Source organism: Streptomyces angustmyceticus (genome assembly GCF_019933235.1).
Lineage (GTDB): Bacteria > Actinomycetota > Actinomycetes > Streptomycetales > Streptomycetaceae > Streptomyces > Streptomyces angustmyceticus.
On sequence record NZ_CP082945.1, the window covers coordinates 7,373,245 to 7,398,596 of the forward strand.

At 71.8% G+C, this 25,352-nt stretch carries 27 protein-coding genes; 18 read left to right on the top strand and 9 right to left on the bottom strand.

Annotated elements, in window-relative coordinates; translation table 11 throughout:
- Positions 1-119: 119 nt before the first annotated feature.
- The gene (locus K7396_RS32940; protein ID WP_174886891.1) at positions 120-1,457 is read left to right on the top strand and encodes a molybdopterin-dependent oxidoreductase; all 1,338 of its coding nucleotides are present in this window, start codon (positions 120-122) and stop codon (positions 1,455-1,457) included.
- A complete protein-coding gene (locus K7396_RS32945) occupies positions 1,454-2,110 on the top strand; it encodes a hypothetical protein (RefSeq protein WP_308686898.1) in 657 nt (218 codons plus the stop codon). The genes K7396_RS32940 and K7396_RS32945 overlap by 4 nt, the downstream gene beginning before the upstream one ends.
- A 91-nt stretch (positions 2,111-2,201) precedes the next feature.
- Here K7396_RS32945 and K7396_RS32950 read toward each other — a convergent pair whose 3' ends face one another.
- A complete protein-coding gene (locus K7396_RS32950) occupies positions 2,202-3,575 on the bottom strand; it encodes a hypothetical protein (RefSeq protein WP_223660281.1) in 1,374 nt (457 codons plus the stop codon).
- Positions 3,576-3,722: 147 nt separating this feature from the next.
- On the opposite strand from K7396_RS32950, the gene K7396_RS32955 reads away from it, so the two are divergent.
- Positions 3,723-4,154, top strand: coding sequence for an SRPBCC family protein (locus K7396_RS32955; RefSeq protein WP_086721141.1), 432 nt, complete (start codon positions 3,723-3,725; stop codon positions 4,152-4,154).
- Positions 4,155-4,247: 93 nt separating this feature from the next.
- Here K7396_RS32955 and K7396_RS32960 read toward each other — a convergent pair whose 3' ends face one another.
- Both K7396_RS32960 and K7396_RS32965 read right to left on the bottom strand, forming a co-directional pair.
- A complete protein-coding gene (locus tag K7396_RS32960) occupies positions 4,248-4,823 on the bottom strand; it encodes a hypothetical protein (RefSeq protein WP_143589245.1) in 576 nt (191 codons plus the stop codon).
- 183 nt (positions 4,824-5,006) lie between these two features.
- The gene (locus tag K7396_RS32965) at positions 5,007-6,266 is read right to left on the bottom strand and encodes a PP2C family protein-serine/threonine phosphatase (protein WP_086721139.1); all 1,260 of its coding nucleotides are present in this window, start codon (positions 6,264-6,266) and stop codon (positions 5,007-5,009) included.
- A 716-nt stretch (positions 6,267-6,982) separates the two neighbouring features.
- Between K7396_RS32965 and K7396_RS32970 the strand changes: the two genes are divergently transcribed.
- The 11 genes from K7396_RS32970 to K7396_RS33020 all read left to right on the top strand — a co-directional run bounded on the left by K7396_RS32970 (position 6,983) and on the right by K7396_RS33020 (position 14,287).
- Positions 6,983-8,914: a trypsin-like serine peptidase gene (locus tag K7396_RS32970; protein ID WP_086721138.1), complete on the top strand. Its 1,932-nt coding sequence runs from the start codon at positions 6,983-6,985 to the stop codon at positions 8,912-8,914.
- Between the two features lie 210 nt (positions 8,915-9,124).
- Positions 9,125-9,445, top strand: a complete 321-nt coding sequence (locus K7396_RS32975; RefSeq protein ID WP_086721137.1) for a gas vesicle protein GvpO — start codon at positions 9,125-9,127, stop codon at positions 9,443-9,445.
- Between the two features lie 32 nt (positions 9,446-9,477).
- Positions 9,478-9,954 (top strand): gas vesicle structural protein GvpA, encoded by a 477-nt coding sequence (locus K7396_RS32980; RefSeq protein ID WP_086721136.1) that lies wholly within the window; start codon positions 9,478-9,480, stop codon positions 9,952-9,954.
- Between the two features lie 3 nt (positions 9,955-9,957).
- Positions 9,958-10,704, top strand: coding sequence for a GvpL/GvpF family gas vesicle protein (locus tag K7396_RS32985; protein WP_086721135.1), 747 nt, complete (start codon positions 9,958-9,960; stop codon positions 10,702-10,704).
- Position 10,705: 1 nt separating this feature from the next.
- Positions 10,706-10,930 carry a gas vesicle protein GvpG gene (locus K7396_RS32990; protein WP_086721134.1) on the top strand — a complete coding sequence of 75 codons (225 nt, stop codon included), beginning with the start codon at positions 10,706-10,708 and terminating at the stop codon, positions 10,928-10,930.
- Between the two features lie 93 nt (positions 10,931-11,023).
- Positions 11,024-11,395 carry a gas vesicle protein gene (locus K7396_RS32995; RefSeq protein WP_086721133.1) on the top strand — a complete coding sequence of 124 codons (372 nt, stop codon included), beginning with the start codon at positions 11,024-11,026 and terminating at the stop codon, positions 11,393-11,395.
- A complete protein-coding gene (locus K7396_RS33000) occupies positions 11,392-12,192 on the top strand; it encodes a GvpL/GvpF family gas vesicle protein (RefSeq protein ID WP_152104487.1) in 801 nt (266 codons plus the stop codon). The genes K7396_RS32995 and K7396_RS33000 overlap by 4 nt, the downstream gene beginning before the upstream one ends.
- Positions 12,193-12,195: 3 nt before the next feature.
- A complete protein-coding gene (locus K7396_RS33005) occupies positions 12,196-12,426 on the top strand; it encodes a gas vesicle protein (protein WP_174886889.1) in 231 nt (76 codons plus the stop codon).
- Positions 12,423-12,719 (top strand): gas vesicle protein K, encoded by a 297-nt coding sequence (locus K7396_RS33010; RefSeq protein ID WP_086721575.1) that lies wholly within the window; start codon positions 12,423-12,425, stop codon positions 12,717-12,719. The genes K7396_RS33005 and K7396_RS33010 overlap by 4 nt, the downstream gene beginning before the upstream one ends.
- Positions 12,720-13,018: 299 nt before the next feature.
- Entirely contained in the window at positions 13,019-13,507 is a 489-nt protein-coding gene (locus K7396_RS33015) for a lamin tail domain-containing protein (RefSeq protein WP_373866909.1), read from the top strand.
- A gap of 123 nt (positions 13,508-13,630) precedes the next feature.
- Entirely contained in the window at positions 13,631-14,287 is a 657-nt protein-coding gene (locus tag K7396_RS33020; RefSeq protein WP_086721576.1) for a maleylpyruvate isomerase N-terminal domain-containing protein, read from the top strand.
- Between the two features lie 121 nt (positions 14,288-14,408).
- Here K7396_RS33020 and K7396_RS33025 read toward each other — a convergent pair whose 3' ends face one another.
- The gene (locus K7396_RS33025; RefSeq protein WP_086721573.1) at positions 14,409-14,846 is read right to left on the bottom strand and encodes a VOC family protein; all 438 of its coding nucleotides are present in this window, start codon (positions 14,844-14,846) and stop codon (positions 14,409-14,411) included.
- Position 14,847: 1 nt separating this feature from the next.
- Complete coding sequence (locus K7396_RS33030) at positions 14,848-15,432, bottom strand: DinB family protein (RefSeq protein WP_086721572.1); 585 nt, start codon at positions 15,430-15,432, stop codon at positions 14,848-14,850.
- Between the two features lie 60 nt (positions 15,433-15,492).
- Here K7396_RS33030 and K7396_RS33035 point away from each other — a divergent pair, with 60 nt between their 5' ends.
- Positions 15,493-16,452, top strand: a complete 960-nt coding sequence (locus tag K7396_RS33035; RefSeq protein WP_086721571.1) for a helix-turn-helix transcriptional regulator — start codon at positions 15,493-15,495, stop codon at positions 16,450-16,452.
- 137 nt (positions 16,453-16,589) lie between these two features.
- On the opposite strand, the gene K7396_RS33040 is transcribed toward K7396_RS33035, so the two are convergent.
- From K7396_RS33040 to K7396_RS33050, 3 genes are all read right to left on the bottom strand, one after another.
- Entirely contained in the window at positions 16,590-16,859 is a 270-nt protein-coding gene (locus K7396_RS33040; RefSeq protein WP_086721570.1) for a hypothetical protein, read from the bottom strand.
- Positions 16,860-17,008: 149 nt separating this feature from the next.
- On the bottom strand, positions 17,009-17,182 hold the full coding sequence (locus K7396_RS33045) for a CsbD family protein (protein WP_086721569.1): 174 nt from the start codon (positions 17,180-17,182) through the stop codon (positions 17,009-17,011).
- A 398-nt stretch (positions 17,183-17,580) separates the two neighbouring features.
- On the bottom strand, positions 17,581-17,943 hold the full coding sequence (locus K7396_RS33050; protein WP_152104486.1) for a hypothetical protein: 363 nt from the start codon (positions 17,941-17,943) through the stop codon (positions 17,581-17,583).
- A 664-nt stretch (positions 17,944-18,607) separates the two neighbouring features.
- Between K7396_RS33050 and K7396_RS33055 the strand changes: the two genes are divergently transcribed.
- Positions 18,608-20,245 carry an APC family permease gene (locus K7396_RS33055; RefSeq protein WP_167392755.1) on the top strand — a complete coding sequence of 546 codons (1,638 nt, stop codon included), beginning with the start codon at positions 18,608-18,610 and terminating at the stop codon, positions 20,243-20,245.
- A gap of 125 nt (positions 20,246-20,370) precedes the next feature.
- On the opposite strand, the gene K7396_RS33060 is transcribed toward K7396_RS33055, so the two are convergent.
- Positions 20,371-20,769, bottom strand: a complete 399-nt coding sequence (locus tag K7396_RS33060) for an STAS domain-containing protein (protein WP_143589087.1) — start codon at positions 20,767-20,769, stop codon at positions 20,371-20,373.
- A 1,810-nt stretch (positions 20,770-22,579) separates the two neighbouring features.
- Between K7396_RS33060 and K7396_RS33065 the strand changes: the two genes are divergently transcribed.
- Positions 22,580-23,788 (top strand): cytochrome P450, encoded by a 1,209-nt coding sequence (locus tag K7396_RS33065; RefSeq protein ID WP_086717863.1) that lies wholly within the window; start codon positions 22,580-22,582, stop codon positions 23,786-23,788.
- 181 nt (positions 23,789-23,969) lie between these two features.
- Positions 23,970-25,325, top strand: a complete 1,356-nt coding sequence (locus tag K7396_RS33070) for a serine hydrolase domain-containing protein (protein ID WP_086717861.1) — start codon at positions 23,970-23,972, stop codon at positions 25,323-25,325.
- Positions 25,326-25,352: the final 27 nt, after the last annotated feature.

Sequence of the window (25,352 nt, forward strand, 5' to 3'; positions counted from 1 at the left end):
GGGCGGCCCGCGTCCGACAAAGGGTCAGGTTTCGCACTGTATGGGCGTTTTGCTGCCTATCGTGTCCCCATACGGCCGGGCCGAGCCACCCCGGACCCCGGATGCGACGGAGGGATGCCATGGAGCCGAGCGACCACCACGACGGGCCGCACCGCACCGCCCGCGGTCGACCCCGTCTGCCGGCCGGTCCACCGCCCGGTCCGGCGCGCCCCGCGTTCTGGCGCAGCCCGCTGCGGGGGCCGTGGCTGACGTCGGTGTTCGGGCTGGTCCTGCTCGTCGGCCTCCCGGTGCTGTTCGTGACCGGCCTGCTGTCCTACGCCGCTTACAACCCCGACCTGGCGCCGGGCAACGACCAGACGCCGGGCAAGGGGTGGCTGGGCTTCTACCTGTTCTCCTGGCCGACCAGCCCGTATTGGCTCTACCGCCTCACCCAGGGCATCCACGTCACGCTCGGGGTGGTGCTGATCCCCGTACTGCTGGCGAAGCTGTGGTCGGTCATTCCGAAGCTGTTCTCCTGGCCGCCGCTGCGTTCGCCGAGCCATGCGCTGGAGCGGCTCTCGTTGCTGCTTCTGGTGGGCGGGGCGCTGTTCGAGTTCGTCACCGGCGTGCTGAACATCCAGCTGCACTACATCTTCCCCGGCTCGTTCTACACCCTGCACTTCTACGGGGCCTGGGTGTTCATCGCCGCCTTCGTCGTCCATGTCGCCTTCCGCGTCCCCGTGATGGCGAGGGCCCTGCGCGGCCGCCGGCCGCGCACCGAACTGCGCACCCCGGCCGCCCGTACACAGAGCGAACCGCCCGACGACACCGGGCTGGTGACCCCGCACCCCGCCCCTGCCACCACCTCGCGGCGCGGTGCCCTCGGCCTGGTCGGTGCGGGGTCGCTGGGCCTGCTCGTCGTGACGGCGGGGCAGAGCATCGGGGGCCCGCTCCGCGGCACCGCGCTGCTGGCCCCGCGCGGGCAGGACCCGGGGCAGGGGCCCAACGGCTTCCAGATCAACAAGACCGCGGCGAGCGTGGGAATCCGGGCCCGTGACATCGGCCCCGACTGGCGGCTGGTCCTACGCGGCGACGGCCGGGAGCGGAGCTGCACCCGTGCCCAGCTCCTCGCCCTGCCCCAGCACACCGCCGCCCTGCCCATCGCGTGCGTCGAGGGCTGGTCCACCGACGACCAGCACTGGAGCGGGGTCCGGCTGGCGGACCTGGCCGCTCTGGTCGGGCTGCGGCACAGTCCGCCGGGCGTCTTCGTCGAGTCCGTGCAGCGCACCGGGGCCTTCCGCTCGACGCAGCTGCGCGACAACCAAGTACGCGACGCCAGATCGCTGCTGGCCCTCCGGGTCAACGGCGCCGATCTCTCCCCGGACCACGGGTACCCGGCGCGCGTCATCGTTCCCGCCAACCCCGGTGTGCACAACACCAAATGGGTCACCCGCCTCACGTTCGGGGGCACCGCGTGACCGGCTTCCGCGCACGCTACGGGGCGTCGCCGCTGCACCTCCTCCTGGTCGTGTGCTCCTTCGCCGTGACGGCGTACGCGGGCGTGCGCCTGCTCCAGGGGGACACCGTCGGCATCGTCGTCTGGTTCGTCGGCGCGGCCCTCCTGCACGACCTGGTGTTCCTGCCGCTCTACACCGTCACCGACCGCCTGGTGCAGCGCCTCGTCCGGCACCGCCGGCGGGACGGGGAGGGCGCCGGCCCGGTGGTGGCGGGCGGGATCAACTACCTCCGGGTGCCCGCCTTCGTCGCGCTCCTGCTGCTCCTGGTGTGGTACCCGCTGATCCTGCGCCGCGTCCCGGAGTTCACGCGGTACACGGCCCTGCCGTCCGGTGGGTTCTTGGGCCGCTGGCTCCTGATCACCGCCACGCTCTTCGCGGCCTCGGCGGTCTGCCTGCTGGCGGCCCTGTGGCGGCACGGGCGCACGGCCGGCGGGCGGCCGGAAGGGCTCCCGCCGCCGTCTCCGCCGCCCCCGGGCGCGCCGCCCGCTCCGCCGTCTGCTCCGGCCGCGCCCGCCGCCCCTCCACAGGCCGGGCCGCCGCCCCCGGCGCCTTCCCCGCCGCCCGCTCCCTCACCGCCGTCCCCTCCGCCGGCGCCCCAAGAGCCGGAGGAGTAGGCGCGCGGGAGCCCGGCATGCGCCCACCGGGCACCGGCCGGACCGGCCGCAGCCTTCCCCGGCGCCGTTCGCCGCGGTCCACCCGCGTCGGTCACCAGCCGGTCAGCAGCAGATGGTTGACCAGCAGCGCGAGGAGCCCCTGCGCGGCCAGCCACCAGGAGTGGAAACGGCGGGGGAGCAGCGCACTCGCGGGCAGCGTCCACACCGCGAAGGGCAGCCAGATCCGTTCGGTCTCCGCCTTGCTCATCCCGGACAGGTCCGCGACCAGCAGCATGCACACCCCGGCCGCGACCAGCACGGCGAGGGCACCACGTCCGGTCGGCGGCTCGCGCCGCAGGCCGCGCACCGCTCGCCACAGCGGACCGGCGGCGCGGCGCAGTCCGGCGACGGTGGCCAGGCCCACGCTCACCACCTGGGCCGCCAGGTTGGCCCAGACGAAGTAGCCGTACGGGCGTACTTTCGCGGCGCCCTGGTAGTAGCGCTCGACGAGGGTCGTATAGCCGTCCAGCCACCAGAAACCGGCCGAGGTGAAGGCCGCCACCCACACCAGCACGCCCAGCAGCACATACGGCAGCGGGCGGGCCGAGCGCGCGAGCAGCAGCACCGCGGCCGCGGGGACGACGAGGAGCGTCAGGCCGTAGGAGAGGTACCAGGTCCAGCCGAGCAGCAGCCCCGCGCCCAGCGCGGCCAGGCGCGGCACCCGGGTCCGCCGCGTCGCGGCCAGGGCCAGCAGGGCGAGGGCCCAGGCGGCCACCCCGGCGAAGTAGCCGTCGGCGCTGACCCCGATCCACACCGCCGCGGGGGCCAGCACCAGGAACGGGGCGGCCCGGCGGGCCAGTTCCTCACCGCCGCACGTGCGGACGGTGACCAGGACGGCCGCGGCGAAGGAGGTCCCCACGGTGAGGCACCAGGCGGCGGCCCAGGCGCCGCCGCCCAGCCCGATCCTGTCCAGGCCGACGAACGTCAGCAGGGCGCCGGGCGGATGACCGGCCACATGCGCCGGCCAGAGCGCGGGCGAGCCGACCAGGATGTGCCGGGTGAAGCCGCGCAGGAAGGCGCCCACGTCGTGCACGTCGTCGACGGACTGCAGGTACTCCAGGCTGGTGGTCAGCCGCCCGGCGACGCCACGGCCCCACCCGTCGACGAGCGCGAGCGACCACGTCCAGGCCATCGCCGCCGCCCACACCGCCGGCACCAGCGCCCGCCACGCGAGGCGCCGCGCGGTCGACGGCCCGTAGACCACCACCAGCGCGGCGACGGCCACCGCCGCCGGGGTGCCGGGACCGGCATGCGGCAGCCACCACGCGTACAGCGGGGGCAGGCCCAGCCGCAGAATCCCCTCGGAACCGTAGACCGTCCGGTTGACGACCCGCCCCACGACGGCCGCCAGCACGAACAACGCCACCGCGCCCGCCACCGCCCACAGGTCACGACGGCATGCGCGCGTGTGTGCACTTGCTGTCACCCCGCCACCGTAGGCCAGCCCGGCCCGGCCTCCCGTGGCCGACACCGGGCGATCCCGGACGGGCCGGAGCCGGGTCGCTTCCGCCTCCCGCCCGGAGGAAGCTGGAGAAGTAACCGTGTAGCCGTGAACCGAGCTGTGAGGTGCCCGATGAGCACTCTCGAAGAACACATCGACATCGGCGCTCCCATCGATACGGCCTGGGACTGCCTGCACCGGGCGGAGGTCTATCCGCGCTTCCTGGACGGCGTGCGCGAGGCCCGTTCCGAGGGCGAGCACCGGACGCATCTGGACCTCGACGCCGGCGGCCGTAGCCAGGGCGTGGACATCGAGATCACCGACCGCAGCATGGAGAACGTCATGAGGTGGCAGACCACCAGCGGCCCCGACCTGGCGGGGACCTTCTCCCTGCTGCCCATCGACCGCGAGCACACCCGGGTCCAGGCCCGCTTCGAGTACGACCCCGGCGCCGTCAAGGACGCGTTCGGCGGGCCCCGGGGATTCGCCCAGGCCGCGGCGATCGAACGGGGCATGCGGAGCGACCTGCGGCGCTTGAAGCAGCTGGTGGAACAGGAGGGCTGAACCGCGTGAGCCCGTGGAGCGGGCGTGCCCCGGCAGGCCCGCCTGTTCTACGGGCTCCGCCCGGTCACGCCGGTCACGTCGGGCGGATGCCGGTCACGTCGGTCGGATGTCGGCGGCGACGATCACGCCGTCCTCGACGGTGTACGTGCCGGCGTAGTGGCGATGGGTTCTATTGGTCAGCGAGGCGTCCAGCCGGACCGTGACCTTGTTGCCCTGCACCGATTCGATCGTGACGTCGTACTTCGACACGGTGTTGAAGGTCGCGACGAACGCGTCGTACGACGTCCCCGCGATGTGCTGTCTCCCGCCGAGCGCCCAAGCACTCACGAAATCACGGTCGTTGACGGCCTGGAAGTACGTCTGCACCACGGTGGCCGGGTCCGGCGCGGACTGTTGCCGGGCGACGGTGCGGTGGGCGTCCGCGGGCGCTGTCGGGAGAGCTGTCCATGGACGGGCGGCCGTCGTGATCGCGCCGGAAGAGGCGCTGCTCGCCCGGGCGATGCCGGTGAACGCGCCGCCGCCGGTGAGGACGGCGGCAACGGCCAGCACCAGGGCCGCGGACGCCCTCACGGCGGTCGCGAGGGACCTGCGGTGCGGGGCGCCGGGCGGGGCGGTGCCCGAGAGCGCCCGGCGGTCGTTCGTACGGTGAAGTCCTGGATGCTCTGTCATCGGTCGTCCCGAGCGGGTCGAGGATCTGGATCTTCCTAACTCCCATCCTGCGCGAGGTGTCCCGTGGCTGCATCCGCTGCTCCGTTTGCGGTACGGGGGAGCGCCCGGTCGCGGGGCGGGGGGCGCCCCTGCGGGTGCGGGAGCGCCGCCGGCGCGACGGGGAAGCCCCGTACCGCTGCAGGGCTACAGGCGGACGATGACGAGGGCGATGTCGTCGCGCGCGCCGGCACTGACGCCGAGGCGGTTGAGCAGGGCGTCCGCGAGGCGTTCGGGGCTGAACCGGCTGTAGCGGGAGAGTGCGTCGGTGAGGCGGGCGAGGCTGGCGTCGATGTCCTCGTCGCGGCGTTCGACGAGCCCGTCGGTGTAGAGGACGAGGGTGTCGCCGGGCGTGTACGGGAGGCCGACCTCGGGGCGGGGCTCGTGTTCGAGGTGGGCGCCCAGGGGCGGGTCGGTGGCCCGGTCCAGGAGCGTGTGGGTGCCGTCGGCGCGCAGCAGGACGGGGGGCGGGTGGCCGGCGCTGCTGTAGGTGACCTCGCGGCGGCCGGGGTCGATCAGCACCTGCACGACGGTGGTGGCCAGGGCCTTGTCGACGGAGCGGGCGTACAGGCCCAGCACCTTCAGCGCCTGGGCGGGGCCCTCGACCGAACGGGCGGCGGCGCTCAGGGCACTGCGGAGCATCCCCATGACGGCGGCGGCCTCCAGGCCGTGGCCGACGACATCGCCGACCGCGACGGCGAAGGCCTCCCCGGGGAGATCGACGACGTCGTACCAGTCGCCGCAGATGTTCAGGGAGCCGATGGCGGGGAGGTAGCGCACCGCGATGTTCCCGTGCCGGGCCAGGTCGGGGGAGTGCAGCATGGCCTCCTGGAGGGTGAGGGCGACCTGTCGTTCGCGGGCGTGGGCCCGGCGGAGTTCCTCGTTCAGGTGCTGCAGTGCCCGCGCACGGACGTACAGCTCGGCCTCCATCGCCTCTTCGCGCTCGCTCAGCCGGCCGCCCGGCAACTGCCGCGACCGGCGGGAGTGCACGAACGCCGTCACGTCCTCCACCCGGTGGATGATCCACGCCACGGTGCCGTCCGCCCCGGTGACGGGGGTGTTGATGGTGGACCACCAGCGTTCCTCGAACAGGCCCGGCTCGTCGGCGACGGGGATGTCGTAGCGCTGGACGGCCATCGTGTCCGGCTCTCCGGTGGCCAGCACCCGCTTCAGGGACGGGTGCAGGTTCTGCACTCCCTCGGCATCGGGGTCGGCGGGGTTGTCGGGGAAGGCGTCGAAGACGAACTGCCCGAGCAGATCGTCCCGGGTCCGCCCGGTGGCCTGCAGATACGCCTGGTTGACGTCCACGATCACCAGGTCCGGGTCCAGGACCAGGCACGCGCTCGGTGTCGCGGCGAACAGCGCCGCATGATCGAGCTCCGGTCTCCTCACGGGTTCCCTGCCCATCCTCCTGCCGCTCACGGCCCCACCCGGCCAATCTATGAGCCACCCGGCGCCCGCGCCCGCCGGGAGACCGCGGCACGGCAGGGCGGCCCGCGGCCGGTGCCCGCTCGGCAGGGCGCGCGGGCGGGTCCCGGGGCCGTGCGGGACGGTGGTGGCCGGTTTCGGCCCCCCATCCGGCCCCCTCCGCGCGCCTCACCCGAACGGCCTTGTGCCCGGTCACGCCGCCGCCCGGGACGCCGGGGAAGTCCCCGCCGCCCTCCGCGACTTCGCTGTGATTCGCCGCAAACGAGAGCTGTCCGTTTTTGTCTGCGGTTTCGTGATACCTTCCTCCAGCTCTTACGCCGTTCATGACATCCATGGGGGATCGCGGTCGCGCCGTCGCCCTGCCCGGAAGGACCCCGGTGACCTCGCGCTCCCGCAGTCGGTTACGTGTACGCACTCCTGAACTCGGATCGCGGCCTTCGGGCCGGTGTCCGGCAGGCTCACCTCGCCGTCCGCGCCCCGGCCGCTGCCGCTCGGGTGAAGCTCCCCGTCACGCGGCACTGACCGGCCCCCATCGACTCGTCGGCGGCTAGCTCTTCCCGCTCCCCGGCCCGGCGGCGCACTCGCCGGCACACCACGCCGCAGTGCGCCAACTCCCGTACAAGGCATGCCCGTTCGCCTCCGGGAGGCCGTCGGCCGGCGTACGAACCGATGTCACTTCTTCCACAGACAGGCTCATGAAACGAATACCCTGGGGGCGCGCCGCCGCCATCGGCGCCTGCGCCTCGATCGTCCTCGCCGTCCCCGTTGCCGCCGCCCCGCATCCGTCGCCGGCGGCACCGCACACGGCCACCTCCCCCACCTCCTCCCGGCCGCTGACGGGCGACCGGCCGGCACCGGACCCGGGCCCCGCCCCGGCGACCCCCGCACCGGGCGGTACCGCGAAGCGCTCCCCGGGCGTGACGCCGGACGAGGTCCGCAAGGCGCAGGAGGCGGAGCGCTACTGGACGCCCGAGCGCATCCGCTCCGCCGTCCCCGTCGACGCGGTGCGCGACGGTGAGAAGCTCACGGGCCTGCGGCTGGGCTCCGCCGCGTCGGGCAGCCGTTCGCTGTCCGAGCCCAGCCACCAGGCGAGCGCCGGAGTCGCCACCGTCGGGGTGTTCCTGATCCGCAACGACGACGGGACGCCCACGCCCAACCAGTTCTGCAGCGCCAGTGCCGTGACCTCGCCGACCAAGAGCCTGGTCCTCACCGCGGCGCACTGCCTGAAGGGCGACAAGCCCTTCCGCAACGTCGCGTTCGTGCCCGGCTACCGTGCCGGGGCGTCCCAGGCCGGGCAGAGCGGGGAGACCCCGTACGGCATCTTCCCGATGGAGCAGGGCAAGGTCTGGATCGACAGCCGGTACCTGTCCTCGTCGCCCAGCGACGACGTCGACTTCGCCGTCCTGCGCGTCGGCCCCAACACGCAGGGGCAGTTGCTGGAGGACGCCGTCGGCCGCGGCAACACCCTCACGTCCGTTCCCGCCGCGAAGCTGGCCCGCCGTGACATCACGCTCATCGGCTACCCGGGTGGCCAGAAGACGCCGCTGCAGTGCAGGAACGACACCAAGGCCTTCCAGGGCCGGTTCATGGAGATCAACTGCGCCGGTTACCGCTCCGGCGTCAGCGGCGGTCCCTTCCTGGAGGGCTTCGACGGCCGCCGCGGCAACCTCGTCGGCGCCATCGGCGGCTACAAGACCGGCGGGCCCAGCGACGACATCTCCTACTCCTCGCAGTTCGACAACGACGTCTTCCGCCTCTACGACCAGGCGGTCGGTGACGCGGCGCCGGACACCGTCAACCCCCTCGGCAGCGCCGGCACCTGGGAGCACGCCACGGCCCTGGCCACCGGCCGGTTCCACAGCGACTCGGTGCGCAACGGCACCAGCGACCTGATCGTGCGCTGGTCCGACGGGGAGGTCTCGCTCCACCCCGGCAACCGCGGGTACGGCTTCGGCAAGGACATCCAGCTCACCAAGAAGAACACGCCCTGGAAGCAGGCGAAGGTCACCGCGGGCGAGTTCACCGGCAACAGCACCGACGACCTCCTCGTCCGCTGGGACAACGGCAGGCTGAGCCTGTTCAGGGACGTCGACGAGACCAACAAGCTCAGCGACGAGATCCAGCTCAAGGCCGCCAACGACACCTGGACACACGCCTACAACCTCACCGCGGGACGCTTCGGCGGCGGCAACACCCGGCGCGACGACCTCGTGGTGCGCTGGTCCGACGGCGAGGTGACCCTCTACACCAACGTCGACGGCAAGGGCCTGCACGCGGAGAAGCAGCTCACCAAGCGCAACAAGACCTGGCCGCACGCCCGGGACGTCGCCACCGGCGACTTCCGCGGCACCACCGGCGACCAGGACCTGATCGTGGCGTGGTCCGACGGCGAGGTCACCGTCTACGAGAACCCCGCCGCCAAGGGCCTCGGCGCGGAACGCCGGCTCCGGCCCGCGAAGTCCGTGTGGCGCGACAGCAGCCTCGTCACCGTCGGCGCCTTCGGCGGCGGCACGCGCCAGGACGACCTGATCGCCCGCTGGCCCGGCGGAAAGGTCGTCCTCTACGGCGAGACCACCTCCACCTCCCTGGCCCGCGAACGGGTCCTCGTTCCGCCGCGGATCAGCTGAGTCCGTACGACACGTGTCACCGATGCCTTCCGGTTCCGTCCGCGGACCGGAAGGCATCGTGCTGTGGCACGCCGGTCCCGTGAGCGGCCCTCCCGCCGTCCGGATCCGCACAGCGAACGCCGCCGCGCACCGCGCCGCCACCGGCCGCCGGACCGCATCATTTGGTCCCGCTGAAGATGCACGGGTCAGGAACCCGATGAGACTTGGGGTATGGCAGAACAATCCCGAACGCGGCCCCGGCCGTCCACGGCTGCCCGCAAACGCGGCAGAACGACGGGCAACGATCCCGGGGCGGTGGCCCGCCAGGGCGCCGAGCTGCTGCAGAGCCTGATCAGCCAGCGCGTGGAAGGCGTTTCCGCGGTACGGCGGACCGACGACGGCTGGTGCGTCGAGGTGGATGTGCTGGAACTGGCACGCATCCCGGACACCACGAGCCTGCTCGCGACCTACGAGGTGAAGCTCGACGAGGACGGGGAGCTGCTCGAGTACTACCGCACCCACCGCTACCGCCGAGGTGCGGCCGACCAGTGAACGCCCCGCCGACCAGTTGAGAGGTGCCACAGATGCCCACGTCCACCTATTCGGGACTGTCCGGCGAGGTCATCCCCTGCCCGCCCCGGGCGGGAACGCTGTACGACGTGATGGAACTCATCCTGGACCGGGGGATGGTCATCGATGTGTTCATACGGGTGTCCCTGGTCGGGATCGAGATCCTCAAGATCGACGCCCGCATCGTGGTGGCCAGCGTCGATACGTACCTGCGCTTCGCGGAGGCGTGCAACCGGCTGGACCTGGAGCACGATTCGGGAAGCGTCACGGTACCCGAACTCTTCGGCGGCCAGGCCGCCAAGAGCGTCGGCAAGCACAAGGCCAAGAAGGCCGTCTCCTCCATCGGCGACACGGTCCGCTCGGTGGTGGGCGGGGGCGACGACTCGGACGACGACTCCGAGGAGGAGGAAGCGCAGCCGCAGCGGCGGCGGCGCAGCAGTTCCGGCCGGTCCGGCGCCGCGTCCCGCCGGCGGCGTGCAGAGGAGGAGTGACCAGTGACGGAAGACGGCATCTACGTCTACGCCATCGTCCGGGCCGACCACCCGTTGCCCTCCGGCCCGGGCGGCGTGGGGGATCCCCCGGGGGCGGTGGAGCGCCTCGACGAAGGGCGCCTCGCCGCGGTCGTGAGCCCGGCGCCGCCGAAGCTGCGCGCCCGTCGCCGTGACCTCCTGGCGCACCAGGAGCTGCTGCTGGCCCTGGCCGGCGCAGGTCCCGTCCTGCCCATGCGGTTCGGGATGGTCGCCGCGGACGAGTCGGTGGTCCGCCGGCAGCTCTCGGACTCCGAGGAGCGTCATCTGGCCGCCCTCGCGGACCTCGCGGGACGGGTCGAGATCAACGTCAAGGCGCTGCCGGCCGACGACTCGCTCGCCGCGCTCGTCCAAGGGGACGCCACCATCCGCGGCCTGCGCGAGACGGTGCGCCGGCGGCCCGGGTACGAGGCGAATCTGCGTCTCGGGGAGGCGGTGGCCACCGCGCTCTCGCGCCGGGCGGCCGAAGCGGGCCGCGAGATCGTGCGGGCGCTGACGCCCCGGGCGCGGGCGGTCGCCGCCGGCCCCGAGGTGTCCGGGTGCCAGGTCAACACCTCGTTCCTGGTGGACCGGGGCGACAGTGCCGACTTCACCGCGGAGGCGGAGCGGCTCGCCCGGCAGCACCGCGACCGCGTCGTCCTGCGGGTGGCGGGACCGCTGCCCTGCTACAGCTTCCTCGAACCGCGCGCGCTCGCCGGCCGGGCCGGAGGATGAGATGGGGCTGATCAGCGGCGTGCTCACCCTGCCGCTCGCACCCGTACGGGGCGTGGTCTGGGTGGCCGACCAACTCGCCCAGGCCGCCGACCGCGAGCTGCACGACCCGTCCGTGATCCGGGCCCGGCTCGCCGCGCTGAACCATGAATTCGAATCCGGTCACCTCGGCCGGGAGGCGTTCGAGCGTGAAGAGGAGCAGCTGCTCGACCTGTTGTACGAGCGCTGAGCACCGCCGGAGCCGGGCGCCGCGCCCCGGACGGCACACAGCACCGGAGTCCGGCCCGCCGCCGCTGCCCGCCCGCAGAGGAAGGAGTGACAGGTGACCGACATCGACACACGACGGGACGATCCTGCCGCCCACGGCCCGACCACCTCGAACCTCGCCGACATCCTCGAACGGGTCCTCGACAAGGGGATCGTCATCGCCGGCGACATCAAGATCGACCTGCTCGACATCGAACTCCTCACCATCAGGCTGCGGTTGTTCGTCGCGTCGGTGGAGACGGCCAGGAAGGCCGGCATCGACTGGTGGGAGACCGACCCCGCGCTCAGCTCCACCGCGGCCCGCGACGAGCTGCGGGACGAGAACCGCCGGCTGCGCGAGCGGGTGGAGGCACTGGAGTCCGCCGAGAACGGCGGCGCGCCCGCCGCCCGCACGCAGGACACCGCGGCGGCAGGGGCGAGGACATGACGGAGCAGCGGCCGGACGCTCCGGAGAGCGCCACCTCGACCTACGTCTTCGCCGTGTGCCGGCGGCTCGACCCGGCCGTCCTCACGGGCCTCGCCGGCCTCGCCGAGGGCTTCCCCGTGCGCGGCCTGCGCTGCGGGCCCCTCACGGCCGTCGTCCAGCACGTGCCCGCCGCCGAGTTCACCGAGGACGCCTGGCAACGGCGCCTGTCGGACCGTGCCGCGCTGGAACACTGCGCCCGCGCCCACCACGACGTGGTGACCGCGGCCGCCGCCCGCGGCCCGGCCGTACCGCTGCCGCTGGCCACCCTCTACCGCGGGGACGAGCGCGCGCGAGAGGCCCTGGGCGCGGACACGGACCGCTTCACCGCAGTCCTGGACCGCATCGCGAACCACGCCGAATGGGGGGTGAAGGTCTACGTCCCCGCCACGGTCCGCCCGCCCTCCGCACCCGCCCCCGCGGCGCCTCCCCCGGGCGGGGGAGCGGGCCGCGCCTACCTGGAACGCAAGCGCGGCCTGCACCGGGCGCGCGAGCAGCACCATGACCGGGCGCTGCGCACCGCCGAGGACATCGATACCGCCCTGACCCGTCTGGCCACCGCGACCCGCCGGCTGCGCCCGCACAGCCCGGAGATGACGGGGGAGAAGCACCGGCTGCAGATCCTCAACGCCACCTACCTGCTGCGGACCGAGCGCGCGCAGGGACTCCTCGACGCCGTGGCGGGCCTGCGACAGCGCACCGGTGCCGAGGTGGAGGTCTCCGGCCCCTGGGTCCCGTACTCCTTCGTCGGGGAGGGGTGAGCCGTGTCCGCCGTGCAGCCCGTCCCCTGGGAGACGCCGGGGCCGCTCACCGGCCCGATCGGCGTCCCGTTGGTCGACCTGCTCGACCGCGTCCTGTCCACCGGCGTCGTCATCAGCGGCGACCTGGTCATCGCCATCGCGGATGTCCCGTTGGTGCGGCTCTCCCTGCACGCGCTGCTGTCGTCGGTCAGCGAACGGGTGCCCGCGCCGTGGTCGGACTCGGGCCCGCTGTGACGGAGCGCGGCGGCCCGCGCGAGGGCAGATTCGACGTCGACCGGGAGCAGATGGGCCGCGACCTGGTCGCGCTGGTGCTCACCGTGGTGGAGCTGCTGCGGCAGCTGATGGAACGGCAGGCGATCCGCCGTGTGGAGCAGGGAGATCTGAGCGACGCGCAGGTGGAGCAGATCGGGGAGACGCTGATGCACCTGGAGGAGCGGATGACGGAACTCTGCGATCAGCACGGCCTGCGGCTCGACGACCTCAACCTCGACCTCGGCCCGCTGGGGTCGCTCCTGCCGCGCACCTGAGGGGCGTCAGCGGGCCGCCCGCCCGGAACATGCGAGCCCTTGGCCCAGGCCACCCCCGACAGCAGGGCGACGGTGAAGGCGCAGCAGCGCGTTTCCAGCCAGGCGAAGAGGAGGGCCTGCCGCAGAAGGGTGCGCACGGTGGACGTGTCCGGATCGACGCAGGGGACCCGCGCACCGAATGCCGCGGCCCCATGACCTGGGCCGTCGCCGAGGTGGTTCACTGTGCAACCATCGCGGGCCTTCGCGAGTCCTTCACATGCCACACCGTTCCATCACCATGGAGGGGATCTCCCTTGCGTATGCGCCCCGTGACCGCCACCGCCCTCATCGCCGGTGCGCTGGCCTGCATCGTCGCCACCCCGGCCCAGGCCGCCGAGTACCACTCGGCGCTGAAGGTCCGCGGAGTCCAGTACGACGCGCCCGGCCGGGACTCCAACAGCTGCTCCTCCGGCAACACCGACGAGGAGTACCTGATCATCAAGAACTACTCGTCCACGGCGACCATCAACCTCAAGGGCTATGTGGTCAAGGACGCCACCGGCAACCGCTTCACCTTCACCGCCGGCCACTACCTCCAGCCCGGTGACTATGTGAAGCTCCGCGGCGGCCACGGCACGGACTCCGACACCCGCAACGTGGTCTACCGCGACAACTGCAACTTCCTGTGGAACAACGACCGCGACACGATCTACCTGTACAAGCCCTCCGGCGGCCGCTCGGACGTCCACTCCTACACCAGGAGCGGTTCCGACCCCGACGGCAACGGTTACATCGGCTACCACTCCTGAGCCGGACGCCCGCGGGCTCCGTCTCCCCGGCGGAGGCGGGGCCCGCGCGGCAGGACCCGGGAGCCGACCCGGCCGTCCCGAATACGCTTGTCCGCCGCTCCGGCGCCGCACTACCGTGCCGAGGTGGACCTCTTCTCACGCTCCTGGACGGCGCTGCGCGCCGCGGTCGCCGCGCTCCGGGACAAGGACTTCGCGCAGCCGTCCGGCTGCACCGGCTGGCTCGTGCGGGACCTCGCGTGCCACCTGGTCATCGACGCCCAGGACGTCCTGATCACCCTCGCCACCCCCGCCGGCACGGAACCGACCGTGGACGCGGTGACCTACTGGCACGTCGCGGACCGGCCGCCTACCGGTGCGGACCCGCTCGACGCGCTGACCGTCCGGCTGGCCGCCGCGTACGAGGATCCGCGTCTGCTCCAGTTCCACCTCGACGACGTCGGCTCCGCCGCCGGCCGCGCCGCCGCGCTCGCCGACCCCGGCGCCCGGGTGAGCACCCGCGACGAGGTCCTCACCGTCGGCGACTACCTCACCGCGTACGTCCTGGAGTGGACGCTGCACCACCTCGACCTGACCGCCTCCCTCCCGGACGCGGCGAAACCGCCCACGGAGGGCCTCGCCCGGTCCCGCGCACTGCTGGAGCGGATCGCCGGGGCCGCGTTCCCCGCGTCGTTCACCGACGAGGACGCCCTCCTCGTCGGCACCGGCCGCCGGACGCCGACCGCCGGCGAGCAGGCCGAACTCGGCGACCTGGCCGCGAAACTGCCCCTCTTCCTCGGCTGAGCCACCCCCGCGGCCGGCCCCGCGCGCGGGCGGTGCGCGCGGGCTCGGCGGCGAACTCGCCGGTGCGGACGGGCCCTTCGGCCGGTGCTGCCGAGGTGCCGCCGGCCCGCCGCGCGGCCGCTCAGTCGAGGCAGAACTCGTTGCCCTCGGGGTCCGCCATGACGAGGTGACCGGCACCGAGCGGGGGAGCCGGCTCGTGGCGGCCGAGCCGGGTCGCGCCGCGCGCGACGAGCCGTTCGGCCGCCGCCTCCAGGGCCGCCATCCGGGCGTCGCCGTCGAGGCCGGGGGCGGCCCGCACATCGAGGTGCGCACGGTTCTTGGCCTGCTTGCCCTCCGGCACCCGCTGGAAGAACAGCCGCGGCCCGGAGCCGTCCGGGTCGACCACCGCCGAGGCGTCGTTGCGCCGCTCGGGCGGCACCCCCATCGCCGCCAGGGCCTGCTCCCAGGAGTCGAAGCCCGCGGGCGGGTCCTGCAACCGGTAGCCGAGGGCCTCGGCCCAGAACGCGGCCAGCCCCGCCGGGTCGGCACAGTCGAAGGTGATCTGGACGTCGCGGGCCATGTCAGCTCGCCTCCTGTCGGGTCTGCGGGCGGGTGTGCCGGTGGAGGTCGCGCAGCAGGCACACCTCGGACAGATGGTGGATCAGCTCACGGTGGATGTGCAGCACCAACGCCGCCAGTGGCCACTCGGCGTACGGCCCCTCCGCCGCCCCGCACGGGCGGGCGAGACCGGTTTCGCCGAGGGACTCGACCCCGGCCAGCCAAGTGGCGTACTCCGCGTCGAGCTGGGCCAGCGCCGCGCCCGCGGTCCCGGCGTACGCGAACGACCGGTAGTCGGTGGGCGTACGGCCGAAGTGCGCGGCGTTGCGCATCGCGAGCACGCCGACGATCACGTGCCCGAGGCGCCAGGCGATGGTGGTGAACGGCGCCGGGTCGGGCTCCGGCATCGCGAAGTCGATGGTCATCGCGCCGGACCCGGCCCGCACCGGCGCGCTGCCGGTGCCGCGCGGGCGTACGTTCCAGCAGTCGGGAACCGGCTCCCAGAAGTACTCGGCATCGGTGAGTCCGTCGAGGCGGGGGCGCAGCTGATGGGTCCAGTGCCAGGCGAGCTGGTCGCGGAGCAGGGGGTTCCAGTTCTGGTCGGTCATGGCTCCACCCTTCCCGCAAACGCGGACAGCTGCCTTCCGCGATCGTGGGACGATGACCGGGTGACCGTCGAAGCAACCACCGAGCGGGTGCTGCGGCTGCTGGCACTGCTGCAGCGCCGGCCGTCCTGGACCGCCGCCGAACTCGCCGCCGAGCTGGACGTCACCGACCGCTCGGTGCGCCGCGACGTCGAGCGGCTGCGCGCGGTCGGCTACCCCGTCCACGCGACGGCGGGCGTCGGCGGCGGCTACCAGCTCGGCGCCGGCACCCGGCTGCCGCCGCTGCTCCTCGACGACGAGGAGGCGATCGCGACCGCGGTGTCGCTGCGGCTGGCGTCCGGCGGCACGGTGGCAGGGACGGGCGAGGCGGCACTGCGCGCGCTCGCCAAGCTCGACCAGGTGATGCCGCCCCGGCTGCGCGCCGAGGTGCGGGCGGTGCACGCCGCCACCGAGACCCTCGTCGACCCCGGCGTCGAGATCGACGCGGAGCTGCTGGTGACGCTCGCGCGGGCCTGCCGTGACGCCGTGCGGGTGCGGTTCCGCTACACCGCCCGCGACGGCGCGGAGCGCGAGCGCACCGTCGAGCCGGTGCGGATGGTCGCCACCGACCGCCGCTGGTACCTGATGGCCCGGGACGTCGACCGCGACGACTGGCGCACCTTCCGGCTGGACCGGATGCGCGAGGTGGTGGCGACGACCTGGCGCTTCCGCCCGAGGGAGCACCCGGACCCGGTTGCCTACGTGCAGCGGTCGGTGACCGAGGCGCCGTACCGGTATCTCGCCCGGGTGCGGCTGCACGCACGCCCCGACCAGGTGCGGGAACTGGTGCCGCCCCAGGTGGGACGCGTCGAGGAAGCGCGCGACGGATGGTGCGTGCTCATCGCGGGCGGGAACGACCTGGACTGGCTCGCCGTGCACGTGGCCCGGCTGGGCTTCGAGGCGGAGGTGCTGGAGCCGCCGGAGCTGCGGGAGGCCGCCGCCCGGCTCGCCCGCCGCGTCGCGGCGATGGCCGGTGAGGACTGACGGCCGCGGTCGGTCCGCGCGCCGCATCCGTGGCCGTGGCACGGTCCGTCACCGGGCAGTAGGCCAACCGGACGTCGTGGGGACGAAGTTGCCCCGGCCGTCGGCGCCTCGTGGAGGAGGCGGAGGACGCTGCCTCGCTAGTCGGCGCGGGAGAGTCCCGCGATATGGGCGCGGTAGGCGGCGATCTCGGCGTCGGTGAGCGCAAGGCGGCCGGGGCCGGGCTGGTCGGCCGGCAGCGTGGTCGACTGGACCGCCGCCTGGTACATGGGGCCGGGCAGATTCAGCAGCAGCTGCCCCTGCTCGGCGGTCTCGATCACCAGCCAGGAGTCCGCGTTCTCGTCGTGGACATCGGTGACCCCGATGGTGCTGATGGCGGTAACGGTCAGAACCGGTGGGATATCGCTCATGCCACCTCCCTATCAGGCATGGCCTGCCTCGGCGAATCAGTACGCCCCGGCACCCGGCGGACGGGCGCCCGCGGGGAGACATGGGTCGGCGGGACCCCTTGTGTACGGGGTCCCGCCCACCTACGTCAGCCCATGTCAGAGGCCCGGAGTCAGTCCTTGAGAGCGTCCTTGCCCTTTTCCTTCGCGTCGCGCAGGTTCCCCTTCGACTCCCGCACCGCACCGTCCGCTTCGAGCCGCTCATTGCCGACCGCGTGGCCGACGCCCTTTTCGACCTTCCCGGTCGTCTGCTCGGCCTTGGCCTTCGCCTTCTCCGTGGCGCTCATGATCAGATCCCTTCGTCGGTGTCATCATTCCGGTGCCCGCACGATGCTCCGGGAAACGGGGAATCTTTCCGGACGGGACCGGTTCGCGGAACGATCGAGAGGAGCCGCACCAAAGACGAGCCGCTGGGGCCAGGGCAGCGCACACACGGAATTCTCCTCTCCTTTCCGGTAGACGTTTCCGTATTCGTGCCAGGTGTGCATCACGGGTTTCCTTCCGGGTATGCGACTTCGAAGTCGCCATCCCTCAGCGCTTTCTGATGGGGCATCATCGAAAATGCGGAACGACCCGTGGCCGGCCTCTGCGAGACGCTTCCGGAAACGACGGAGCGGGTGCGGCAACAGACCTGTTGCCGCACCCGCTCGGTGTCCTCTCGGGCCCGGTGCCGGGCCGCCGCGCTTTAGCGGTCGCCGTGCATCAGGGCGCCGCCGCCGGCGTGCACGCCGCCGAACGGGCGGTGGTGGTGCCTGTAGTGGTGGTGCAGGCACCTGTGGTGGTGACGTCCGTGCCAGCGGTGGTCGTGGTCACGGTCCCCACGCCGGAACCGGCAGTGGTCGTGGTCACGGTCCCCACGCCGGAACCGGTCGTGGTCGTGGTCACGGTCCCCACGCCGGAACCGGTCGTGGTCGTCGCCGTGGTGTGCCGAGGTGGCGCTGACCGTGGCGCTGTCCCCGGCCGCGGGCAGGGCCGTCGCGGTGGGCGCGCCCACCGCGAGGACCGCGGTCAGGACGGCTGAGGCGAACAGGGTGCGGGCAGTGCGCATGGGCATGTTCCTTTCGGCCTACTGCGAAGGCGGCACAGTGCCGGCCTTCTGATCGCAGTAGCGACATATGACCCGCCGTCAGCTGTCTTGTCACGGCGCATCACGTGACAGCGCCGCAAAGATGCGCTTTATGGGTGGCGCCGGCGAAGGGCCGGAGGCGCCGTGCGCCCGGTCCTCCGGATGTGCCGCGGCGCGGCGTCCGGCGGTGTCCCCATGGACCGGTGGACCGGGCGGAGGAGCGCGGACCCGGCAGGGCCGGGAGGGGGCTGCCGTCCTGCTCCCGGCGGGGCCTCAGGGGTGCCGTCCATGGGCGCGAGAGCCCGCGCGAGCACAATTCGCCGACGCTCCGGAGCACCTTCTCCGAGCGAATGCCAATACTCGAAGCTGTGCATTCTCCTGCTCTTCAAAGCTTCAATTTTTCCCCAAATTTGCGAGGCGAAAGGGTGGTCGCATGAGTAATGGGCCGATTGCATCCCGCTACCGGATCGGCCTGTGGTGCCGCTCGTCGGCGCGTCCCGCCGGAATGTCCACAGCGCTGCACTGACATTTTCGGTATGCATTCCTTCAAGGAATATAACTATTCAGCCAATGGCTCTGGGCAGGGCCGCGAATGCTCCCTACTCTGAGGCAAATTTTCAGCCAGCCCTGTCCTGAAAGGCCTCCTATGGCAAGCGTTGACGAGATCGCTCCCGAGAGGGCACGCTCCTCCGGTTCCCTCCGCAGGGACGTGGGGCTGATCGGTCTGATGTGGGCGTCGGTGGGCTCCATCATCGGATCCGGGTGGCTCTACGGTGCCCAGAAGGCCGTGGTCGTGGCGGGGCCGGCCGCGCTGATCTCCTGGATCATCGGCGCGGTCGCCGTGGTGCTGCTGGCGCTGGTGCACGCCGAGCTCGGCGGCCTGTTCCCGGTGGCCGGCGGCACGGCACGCTATCCGCACTACGCCTTCGGCGGCCTGGCCGGCATGTCGTTCGGCTGGTTCTCCTGGCTCCAGGCCGCGACGGTGGCCCCGATCGAGGTCGAGGCCATGATCGGTTACGCCGGTCACTGGTCGTGGGCCCAGGGCTTCCAGCACGCCAACGGGACCCTCACGACGAGCGGCTTCCTCGTCGCGGTCGTCCTCATGGCCGTCTTCGTCGCGGTGAACTTCCTAGGCGTGAAGGTGCTGGCCCACACGAACAGCGCGGCGACCTGGTGGAAGATCGCCGTGCCCCTCGGCGCGATCTTCATCATCGCGGCGGTCAACTTCCAGCCGCACAACTTCACCTCGCACGGCTTCGCCCCCTTCGGCGCCAAGGGCGTGCTCAGCGCCATCAGCACCAGCGGCATCATCTTCGCGCTGCTCGGCTTCGAGCAGGCCATCCAGCTCGCCGGCGAGAGCCGCAACCCCAAGCGCGACCTGCCGCGCGCCACGATCGGTTCGGTCGTGATCGGCGCGGTGATCTACATCCTGCTCCAGGTCGTCTACATCGGCGCGCTGCCGCTGGCGTCCTTCGCGCACGGGTGGGCCAAGCTGGACTACGCGGGCATCAGCGGCCCGTGGGCCGGCCTGGCCACCGTGGTGGGCCTCGGCTGGCTGGGCTGGGTCCTGTACGCGGACGCGATCATCTCGCCCGGCGGCACCGGCCTGATCTACACCACCTCCACCTCGCGCATCTCCTACGGCCTCAGCAAGAACGGCTACGCGCCCCGGCTGTTCGAGAAGACCGACGGCCGCGGTGTCCCGTGGTTCGGCCTGATCATCTCGTTCGTGACCGGAGTGATCTGCTTCCTGCCCTTCCCGAGCTGGCAGGAGCTGGTCTCCTTCATCACCTCGGCGAGCGTGCTGATGTACGCGGGCGCGCCGCTGGCGTTCGGCGTCTTCCGCAACCGCCTGCCGCACCACGAGCGCCCCTACCGCCTGCCCGGCGGCGGTGTGATCTCGCCGGTGTCCTTCGTCGTCGCGAGCCTGATCATCTACTGGGCCGGCTGGGACACCCTCCAGCGGCTGGGCTGGGCGATCGTCATCGGGTACGTGCTGCTCGGCAGCTACGCCTGGTACGCGACCAAGAAGCGGCTGCCGAACGCCCCGCGACTGGACTGGAAGGCCGCGCAGTGGCTTCCGGCGTACCTGATCGGCATGGGCCTCATCGCCTGGCAGGGCGGCTTCGGCGGCCAGGACCACCTCCCGCTGTGGTGGGACATGGCGCTCATCACGGCGTTCTCCCTGGGCATCTACTACTGGGCCCGCGCCACAGCCGTCCCGGCCGAGGCGATCGAGCAGAACATCGAGGAGGTCACGGTCGTGGACGAGGGCGGCCACTGACCACACTCCGACCCGACACCCCGAGGGGCCCCGCCGGACAACCGGCCGGGCCCCTCGGCTGTTTCGCCGGCCTGCGCCGACACCGCGAAGCAGGCGGAGGAGCGGCGACGAACAAACGACGGACCCTAGAGAAGGTCGAGCGCCGCGCGTACGGCGGTGTTCAGGTCGGCGCCCGGCAGGTCGAGGTGCAGCGCGGAATCGAGGACGTACAGGGGCTGCGACCGCCAGCCGCGGGTGTGCAGCCGGATGCCGTGGCGGGCGGTGTGACGGTGCAGGGCGCACAGGAAGTGCAGGCCCGTCACGTCCATGAACGACACCTTCTGCACGTCCAGGACCACGCTGGACAGCGTCGTGGGCAGCGCGGCGAGGACGCCGTCGCACACGGGCTCGCAGGCGCGGTCGATCTCGCCGCAGGCCATGAGCAGGACGGTGTCGTCCAGATACTGGGTGCTGATGGTGAAAGGAATAACGCCCTCAAGGAGTTGGAGTGGCAGCCACCAGCAGCCACAACGCTGCGGATACACGGCGGGCGCCGTGTGTGGTTCGGAGTTCGCGGGCCACGGCGGCAGGATCCGCGGGGGATCGCGTCCGCCGCTCCGGGGCGCGGGGTGAGCGAAGCTCACGAGCCGAACCAGGCTGTTCCGTCACTTCACTCTCCCACATCGCGCCGCCCCTTCGGAACAACGCCGATGCACGACACCGGCGTCCGACCCGTGCTGACGGTGCGTCATTTCCTCTGGATGGTCGGTTGCCCGGAGGGACGGCGAACCGGTCGGCCGGGCGGAGAGCCGTGTTCCCCGCCGGGGCATATTCCACGCTTCCTCGGGCCAAGTGCTTGCTCCTCGGCAACAAATAGGCCACCTCATTCTGCGTAACCGACCCGCGGAGCAGTTACTGGAGCGTTCGCATCGAACGCAAGGCATGGAAACCAGCCAATTAACCGGACGGCGAAAGCAAGCCACGGAGCGAGGGGCCGCCCTGGCCGACCAACGACCATGGGTGCAGGCCGCGATGGCTCATCGGCGCCGTGGCAACGGGCCTGGCCTGCCCGGCTTCTGTGCAGGCGGGTGCGCCGGCGAGCGCTGTCCGGCGTGCCGCGGGGTCCGTGGACCTGGGCCGGATCTGCTCTGAGGGGTTGCTCCGCTCGCAGTGGTTTGCCAAGGTCTGGCACTTGTCGCCGAGCGGCGATGGCATCATCGTGCGGCGGTGTTAGCGGAACCCCTCGGAGTGACCTGCCGTTCTCGGGGGAAACGCTCAATACCTGCTTCTCCGCACCGGCTCGAACGGACAGTCGAAAGTCTTTTGCCTCACCAGTAACAGGGGTCGCTTGCGACCTGCTGGCGGGCCAAGGCAAATGGGTATAAAAATCACTCTCAGTCAAACCGCAGGGGGTTGCTATTGTATGACTGGGAGTGAAGACTGTCGGTCAAGCTGAGCTGGCGTGAAAGCGCTCGGGGACGTGGATCGCTGACAACATCAAAAGGTACCTGCCGGTAGTGTTTACGCTTCTCTCGTTCTCTTTTCGGGCGCCGGTGGCTCGTGTTCGGATCGCCCACCATCCGCTTGCGCGGGGATGCCTGGCACGTGTCCTGTGTGAGGGGCTTTCAGTGGGGGATGTGTGGTAACGAGATGGTCGACGGTGGCCTCGCCGCCGTATGCCGGGGCAATGGTGAATGGCCGGCGCGGGGTTTCGCGGGCTGGTTCATCGCGCTGTGAGGCGAGCCCGACGGCATGTTCTCGATTGCCTGTTTCGTGGGGTGGGAGGGGGCTCGGTATGTGGAATGGCATGGCCGGCTCCGGCCGGAAGGTGACGGCAGTCTGTCCGCGTTGGCGTTCCGTCCGACCGCCTACGCTGCTTTATTGCTGCTGTCGCCGGTGAGCGAACCCGCGGCACTGCCCAGGCGCTGTCGACGCTGATCAGCGAGCAGCGAGGGCGGTTCCGTCGTGCCCACGACTGCAGGAAACCCGCATTCAGGGCCCTTGGGGGCGAGATGTCGCGGGAACCTGTGCTTGACCATATCGGCATGCTTCAACCGGTGTTCGGGTGCGCGCCTCTTTTCTGTGCGTTCATGTCGCCGGGCGGTCCCGGATGCCGTTTTCGGGATATCGCGACATCAACGTAAAGACCGTGCGCCGGAACCCGGCTCCGGCCATTCGCGCGCCGGTCGTGCAAAATTAATCCGAAGGCAGTCAAGAGCATGAAACGGCTGTGATAGTAAGCCTGTTGCGTCACACGGCGATCCGTCATTTCGAGGGGTGGGACCGCCGAACAGTCCAGCGCATAACCGCCGGGGAGCAACGAAGCTTCCCGGACCCGCACTTCAGGGAGTACCGGTGACCAGCAACGAACTGACAGAGGCACCTTTCGTCTTCGACGATCTGGTCGACCGCTGGAGTTCCTTGAGCGAGGCCGATCCCGTACGCCGTGACGAGGGGCAGAACCTCTGGCAGGTTCTGGACCACCGCGGTGTGGCCGCGGTGCTCGCCGACCCGGCGACCTACTCCTCGGACTTCTCCGGACTCACCCCCACCCAGCCGGACTTCGAGACCTTCCGCCAGGGCAACTTCGTCGGCATGGACCCGCCGGAGCACCGCAAGCTGCGCACCCTCGTCAGCCAGGCGTTCACCCCGCGCGTCGTCTCCGGACTCGAACCGAGGATCCACGCCCTCACGGCCGAACTCCTCGACGCCGTCGGGGACCGGGACCGCTTCGACGTGGTGGACGCGCTGGCCTACCCGCTGCCGATCCTCGTGATAGCCGAGCTGCTCGGTGTGCCGGCCAGTGACCGCGGGCTGTTCCAGGAGTGGGCGGCGACGCTCTTCGGCGGGGACGAGATCGGCGAATCGCTCGACATGAGCGACATCGAGCGCGCGCTGGACTCCATAGCGCCCACCGTCCGCGAGATGAACGGCTACATCCTCGAGCACATACGCCACCACCGGAAGAACCCCGGCGACGGCCTGACCAGCAGGCTGGTGCAGGCCGAAGTGGACGGGGTACGCCTGGCGGACCAGGAGATCGTGGGCTTCGTGGCCCTGCTGCTGGTCGCCGGGCACATCACCACCACCGCCCTGCTGGGCAACGCCGTGCTCTGTTTCGACCAGCACCCCGATGCCGCGGCGCAGGTGCGCGCGGATCCCGGCCGGCTGCCGGACGCCATCGAGGAAGTGCTGCGGTGGCTCCCGCCCTTCCCGGAACTGGGGCGCCGTACCACCCGTGAGGTCGAACTCGGCGGCCGTACCATCCCCGCGGACGCCATCCTGATGGCCAACCTGGCCGCCGCCAACCGCGACCCCGCGCGGTTCACCGATCCCGGCGCCTTCCACGTGACGCGCGACCCCAACCCGCATCTGACCTTCGGCCACGGCATCCACTTCTGCTTCGGTGCGCCCCTGGCCAGGATGGAAGCGCGCATCGCGCTGCGCCAACTGCTGGACCGCTTCTCCTGCATCACCATCCCGAGCCGCCGTGAGGTCGAGTTCCAGAACCCGGCCGTCATCGTCAGCGCGCGACGTCTGCCGCTGGAGGTGCGGAGGTCCTAGCGACGTTCGCCCAGCAGAGCGGGACCGGCGCCAAGGGCCGGGCCCGCGCGAGGAGATCGGTTGCCGAGTGCTCTCGGCGATCAGGCCCAGGGGCTGGTCCGCCCACGCCGTGAGTGGAGTACCGCCACGGCAGTCAGGCGCGTCATTCCCATGAGTTCCGAGTTCCGGGAGTTCCTTTCTCATGCCGCATCCTTCGAGTGCTCCGGTCGCGAGCCGCCAACCGACGCACATACGGGGCCTCTTACAAGAGCGTCTGGACAGACTCGCGCGTACCCACCAGGTACCAGGGGCCCAGCTCGCCGTGCAGGTCGACTCCGTCACGTACACGGTCCAGACGGGCGAGGCGGACGTCTCCACGGGCGAGGCGTTCACCGTGGACACCGCGGTGCCGCTGGGGTCCGTCACCAAGCCCTACACGGCCGCGGTCGTCCAGCTCCTCGCCGACGACGGTGACCTCGCGCTCACCGATCTCGTCGGTACGCACGTGCCGGAGCTGAGGCGGGCACCGCACCTCACCGTGCGGCAACTGCTCAGCCACACCGGGGGACTGCCGACCGGGCCCGACTCGGACGACGCGGCGGCGCTCACCGCCGCCCGCTACCTCTCCGTGCACTGCTCCGGCCGGGACGCGGTCTGCGCGCCCGGCAGCGGCTTCTCCTACTCCAACGCCGGGTACGTCGCCGCCGGCCGGCTGATCGAAGCGGTCACCGGCATGACCTGGCAGGACGCCGTCCGGGCACTGGTACTGGAACCCCTGGGCACCGTCCCGGCCTTCCTCGGCGACCCCACGCCGAAGCGCCCGGTGGCCCGCGGCCACTCCGTGCACGCGGCCCTGGGCCGGGTGCGGCCGGTGGAACAGACCCTGGCGCCCGTGGAGGCCCCGGCGGGGGCTCTGCAGGCGAGCGCGCTCGACCTGGTGGCGCTGGGCCGGGCCCTGATCGGCGGCGGCCCCCGCGCGGTGCTCACGCCCGAGGCCGCCGAGGAGATGCGCCGCCCCGTACCGGGCGCCGCTCCGGGGGTCCTCGCGGACGCGTGGGGCCTGGGCCTCGCGCTCTTCCAGCAGGGCGCCCAGCAGTGGTGCGGCCACGACGGCAACGCCCAGGGCACCTCCTGCCACCTGCGGGCAGAACCCGACAGTGGCACGGTGGTCGCCTTCACCAGCAACGCCAACAACGGCACCGCGCTGTGGCACGAACTGGCCGAGGAACTCGCCCAGTTCACCGGAGTGCAGGTCCCCTCGGCCGCGCGCCCGCCCGAGCGGGACCGCGCCGTCGCACTTCCCCAGTGCGCCGGGACCTACCACAACGGAACCATCGAGTACCGGGTCACGGCGGACGCCGAGGGCGCCCTCGCACTGACCGTGAACGGCGACACCCCCGCGCCCCTGGTCTGCTACCCGGACCTGACGTGCGACCTGGTGGACCCCGCGTCCGGCCAACGCCATCCCGGCGGACGCTTCCTGCGGGACCCGGACAGCGGCGGCATCGACCGCCTCCAGATCTCCGGCCGCACGGCCCGCCGTACCGTCACCGCCTGAATCGGGCCCGCCGCGGACGAACCGGTG

Excerpts from the sequence above, each read along its gene's own strand:
- K7396_RS32970 (WP_086721138.1), top strand. The coding sequence starts at position 6,983 with ATGAAACGAATACCCTGGGGGCGCGCCGCCGCCATCGGCGCCTGCGCC.
- K7396_RS33015 (WP_373866909.1), top strand. The coding sequence starts at position 13,019 with ATGCGCCCCGTGACCGCCACCGCCCTCATCGCCGGTGCGCTGGCCTGC.
- K7396_RS33000 (WP_152104487.1), top strand. The coding sequence starts at position 11,392 with ATGACGGAGCAGCGGCCGGACGCTCCGGAGAGCGCCACCTCGACCTAC.
- K7396_RS33030 (WP_086721572.1), bottom strand. The coding sequence starts at position 15,432 with ATGACCGACCAGAACTGGAACCCCCTGCTCCGCGACCAGCTCGCCTGG.
- K7396_RS32940 (WP_174886891.1), top strand. The coding sequence starts at position 120 with ATGGAGCCGAGCGACCACCACGACGGGCCGCACCGCACCGCCCGCGGT.
- K7396_RS33025 (WP_086721573.1), bottom strand. The coding sequence starts at position 14,846 with ATGGCCCGCGACGTCCAGATCACCTTCGACTGTGCCGACCCGGCGGGG.
- K7396_RS32990 (WP_086721134.1), top strand. The coding sequence starts at position 10,706 with ATGGGGCTGATCAGCGGCGTGCTCACCCTGCCGCTCGCACCCGTACGG.
- K7396_RS33050 (WP_152104486.1), bottom strand. The coding sequence starts at position 17,943 with ATGCGCACTGCCCGCACCCTGTTCGCCTCAGCCGTCCTGACCGCGGTC.
- K7396_RS32955 (WP_086721141.1), top strand. The coding sequence starts at position 3,723 with ATGAGCACTCTCGAAGAACACATCGACATCGGCGCTCCCATCGATACG.
- K7396_RS32965 (WP_086721139.1), bottom strand. The coding sequence starts at position 6,266 with ATGGGCAGGGAACCCGTGAGGAGACCGGAGCTCGATCATGCGGCGCTG.
- K7396_RS32975 (WP_086721137.1), top strand. The coding sequence starts at position 9,125 with ATGGCAGAACAATCCCGAACGCGGCCCCGGCCGTCCACGGCTGCCCGC.
- K7396_RS33055 (WP_167392755.1), top strand. The coding sequence starts at position 18,608 with ATGGCAAGCGTTGACGAGATCGCTCCCGAGAGGGCACGCTCCTCCGGT.
- K7396_RS32980 (WP_086721136.1), top strand. The coding sequence starts at position 9,478 with ATGCCCACGTCCACCTATTCGGGACTGTCCGGCGAGGTCATCCCCTGC.
- K7396_RS33070 (WP_086717861.1), top strand. The coding sequence starts at position 23,970 with ATGCCGCATCCTTCGAGTGCTCCGGTCGCGAGCCGCCAACCGACGCAC.
- K7396_RS32960 (WP_143589245.1), bottom strand. The coding sequence starts at position 4,823 with ATGACAGAGCATCCAGGACTTCACCGTACGAACGACCGCCGGGCGCTC.
- K7396_RS33040 (WP_086721570.1), bottom strand. The coding sequence starts at position 16,859 with ATGAGCGATATCCCACCGGTTCTGACCGTTACCGCCATCAGCACCATC.
- K7396_RS33045 (WP_086721569.1), bottom strand. The coding sequence starts at position 17,182 with ATGAGCGCCACGGAGAAGGCGAAGGCCAAGGCCGAGCAGACGACCGGG.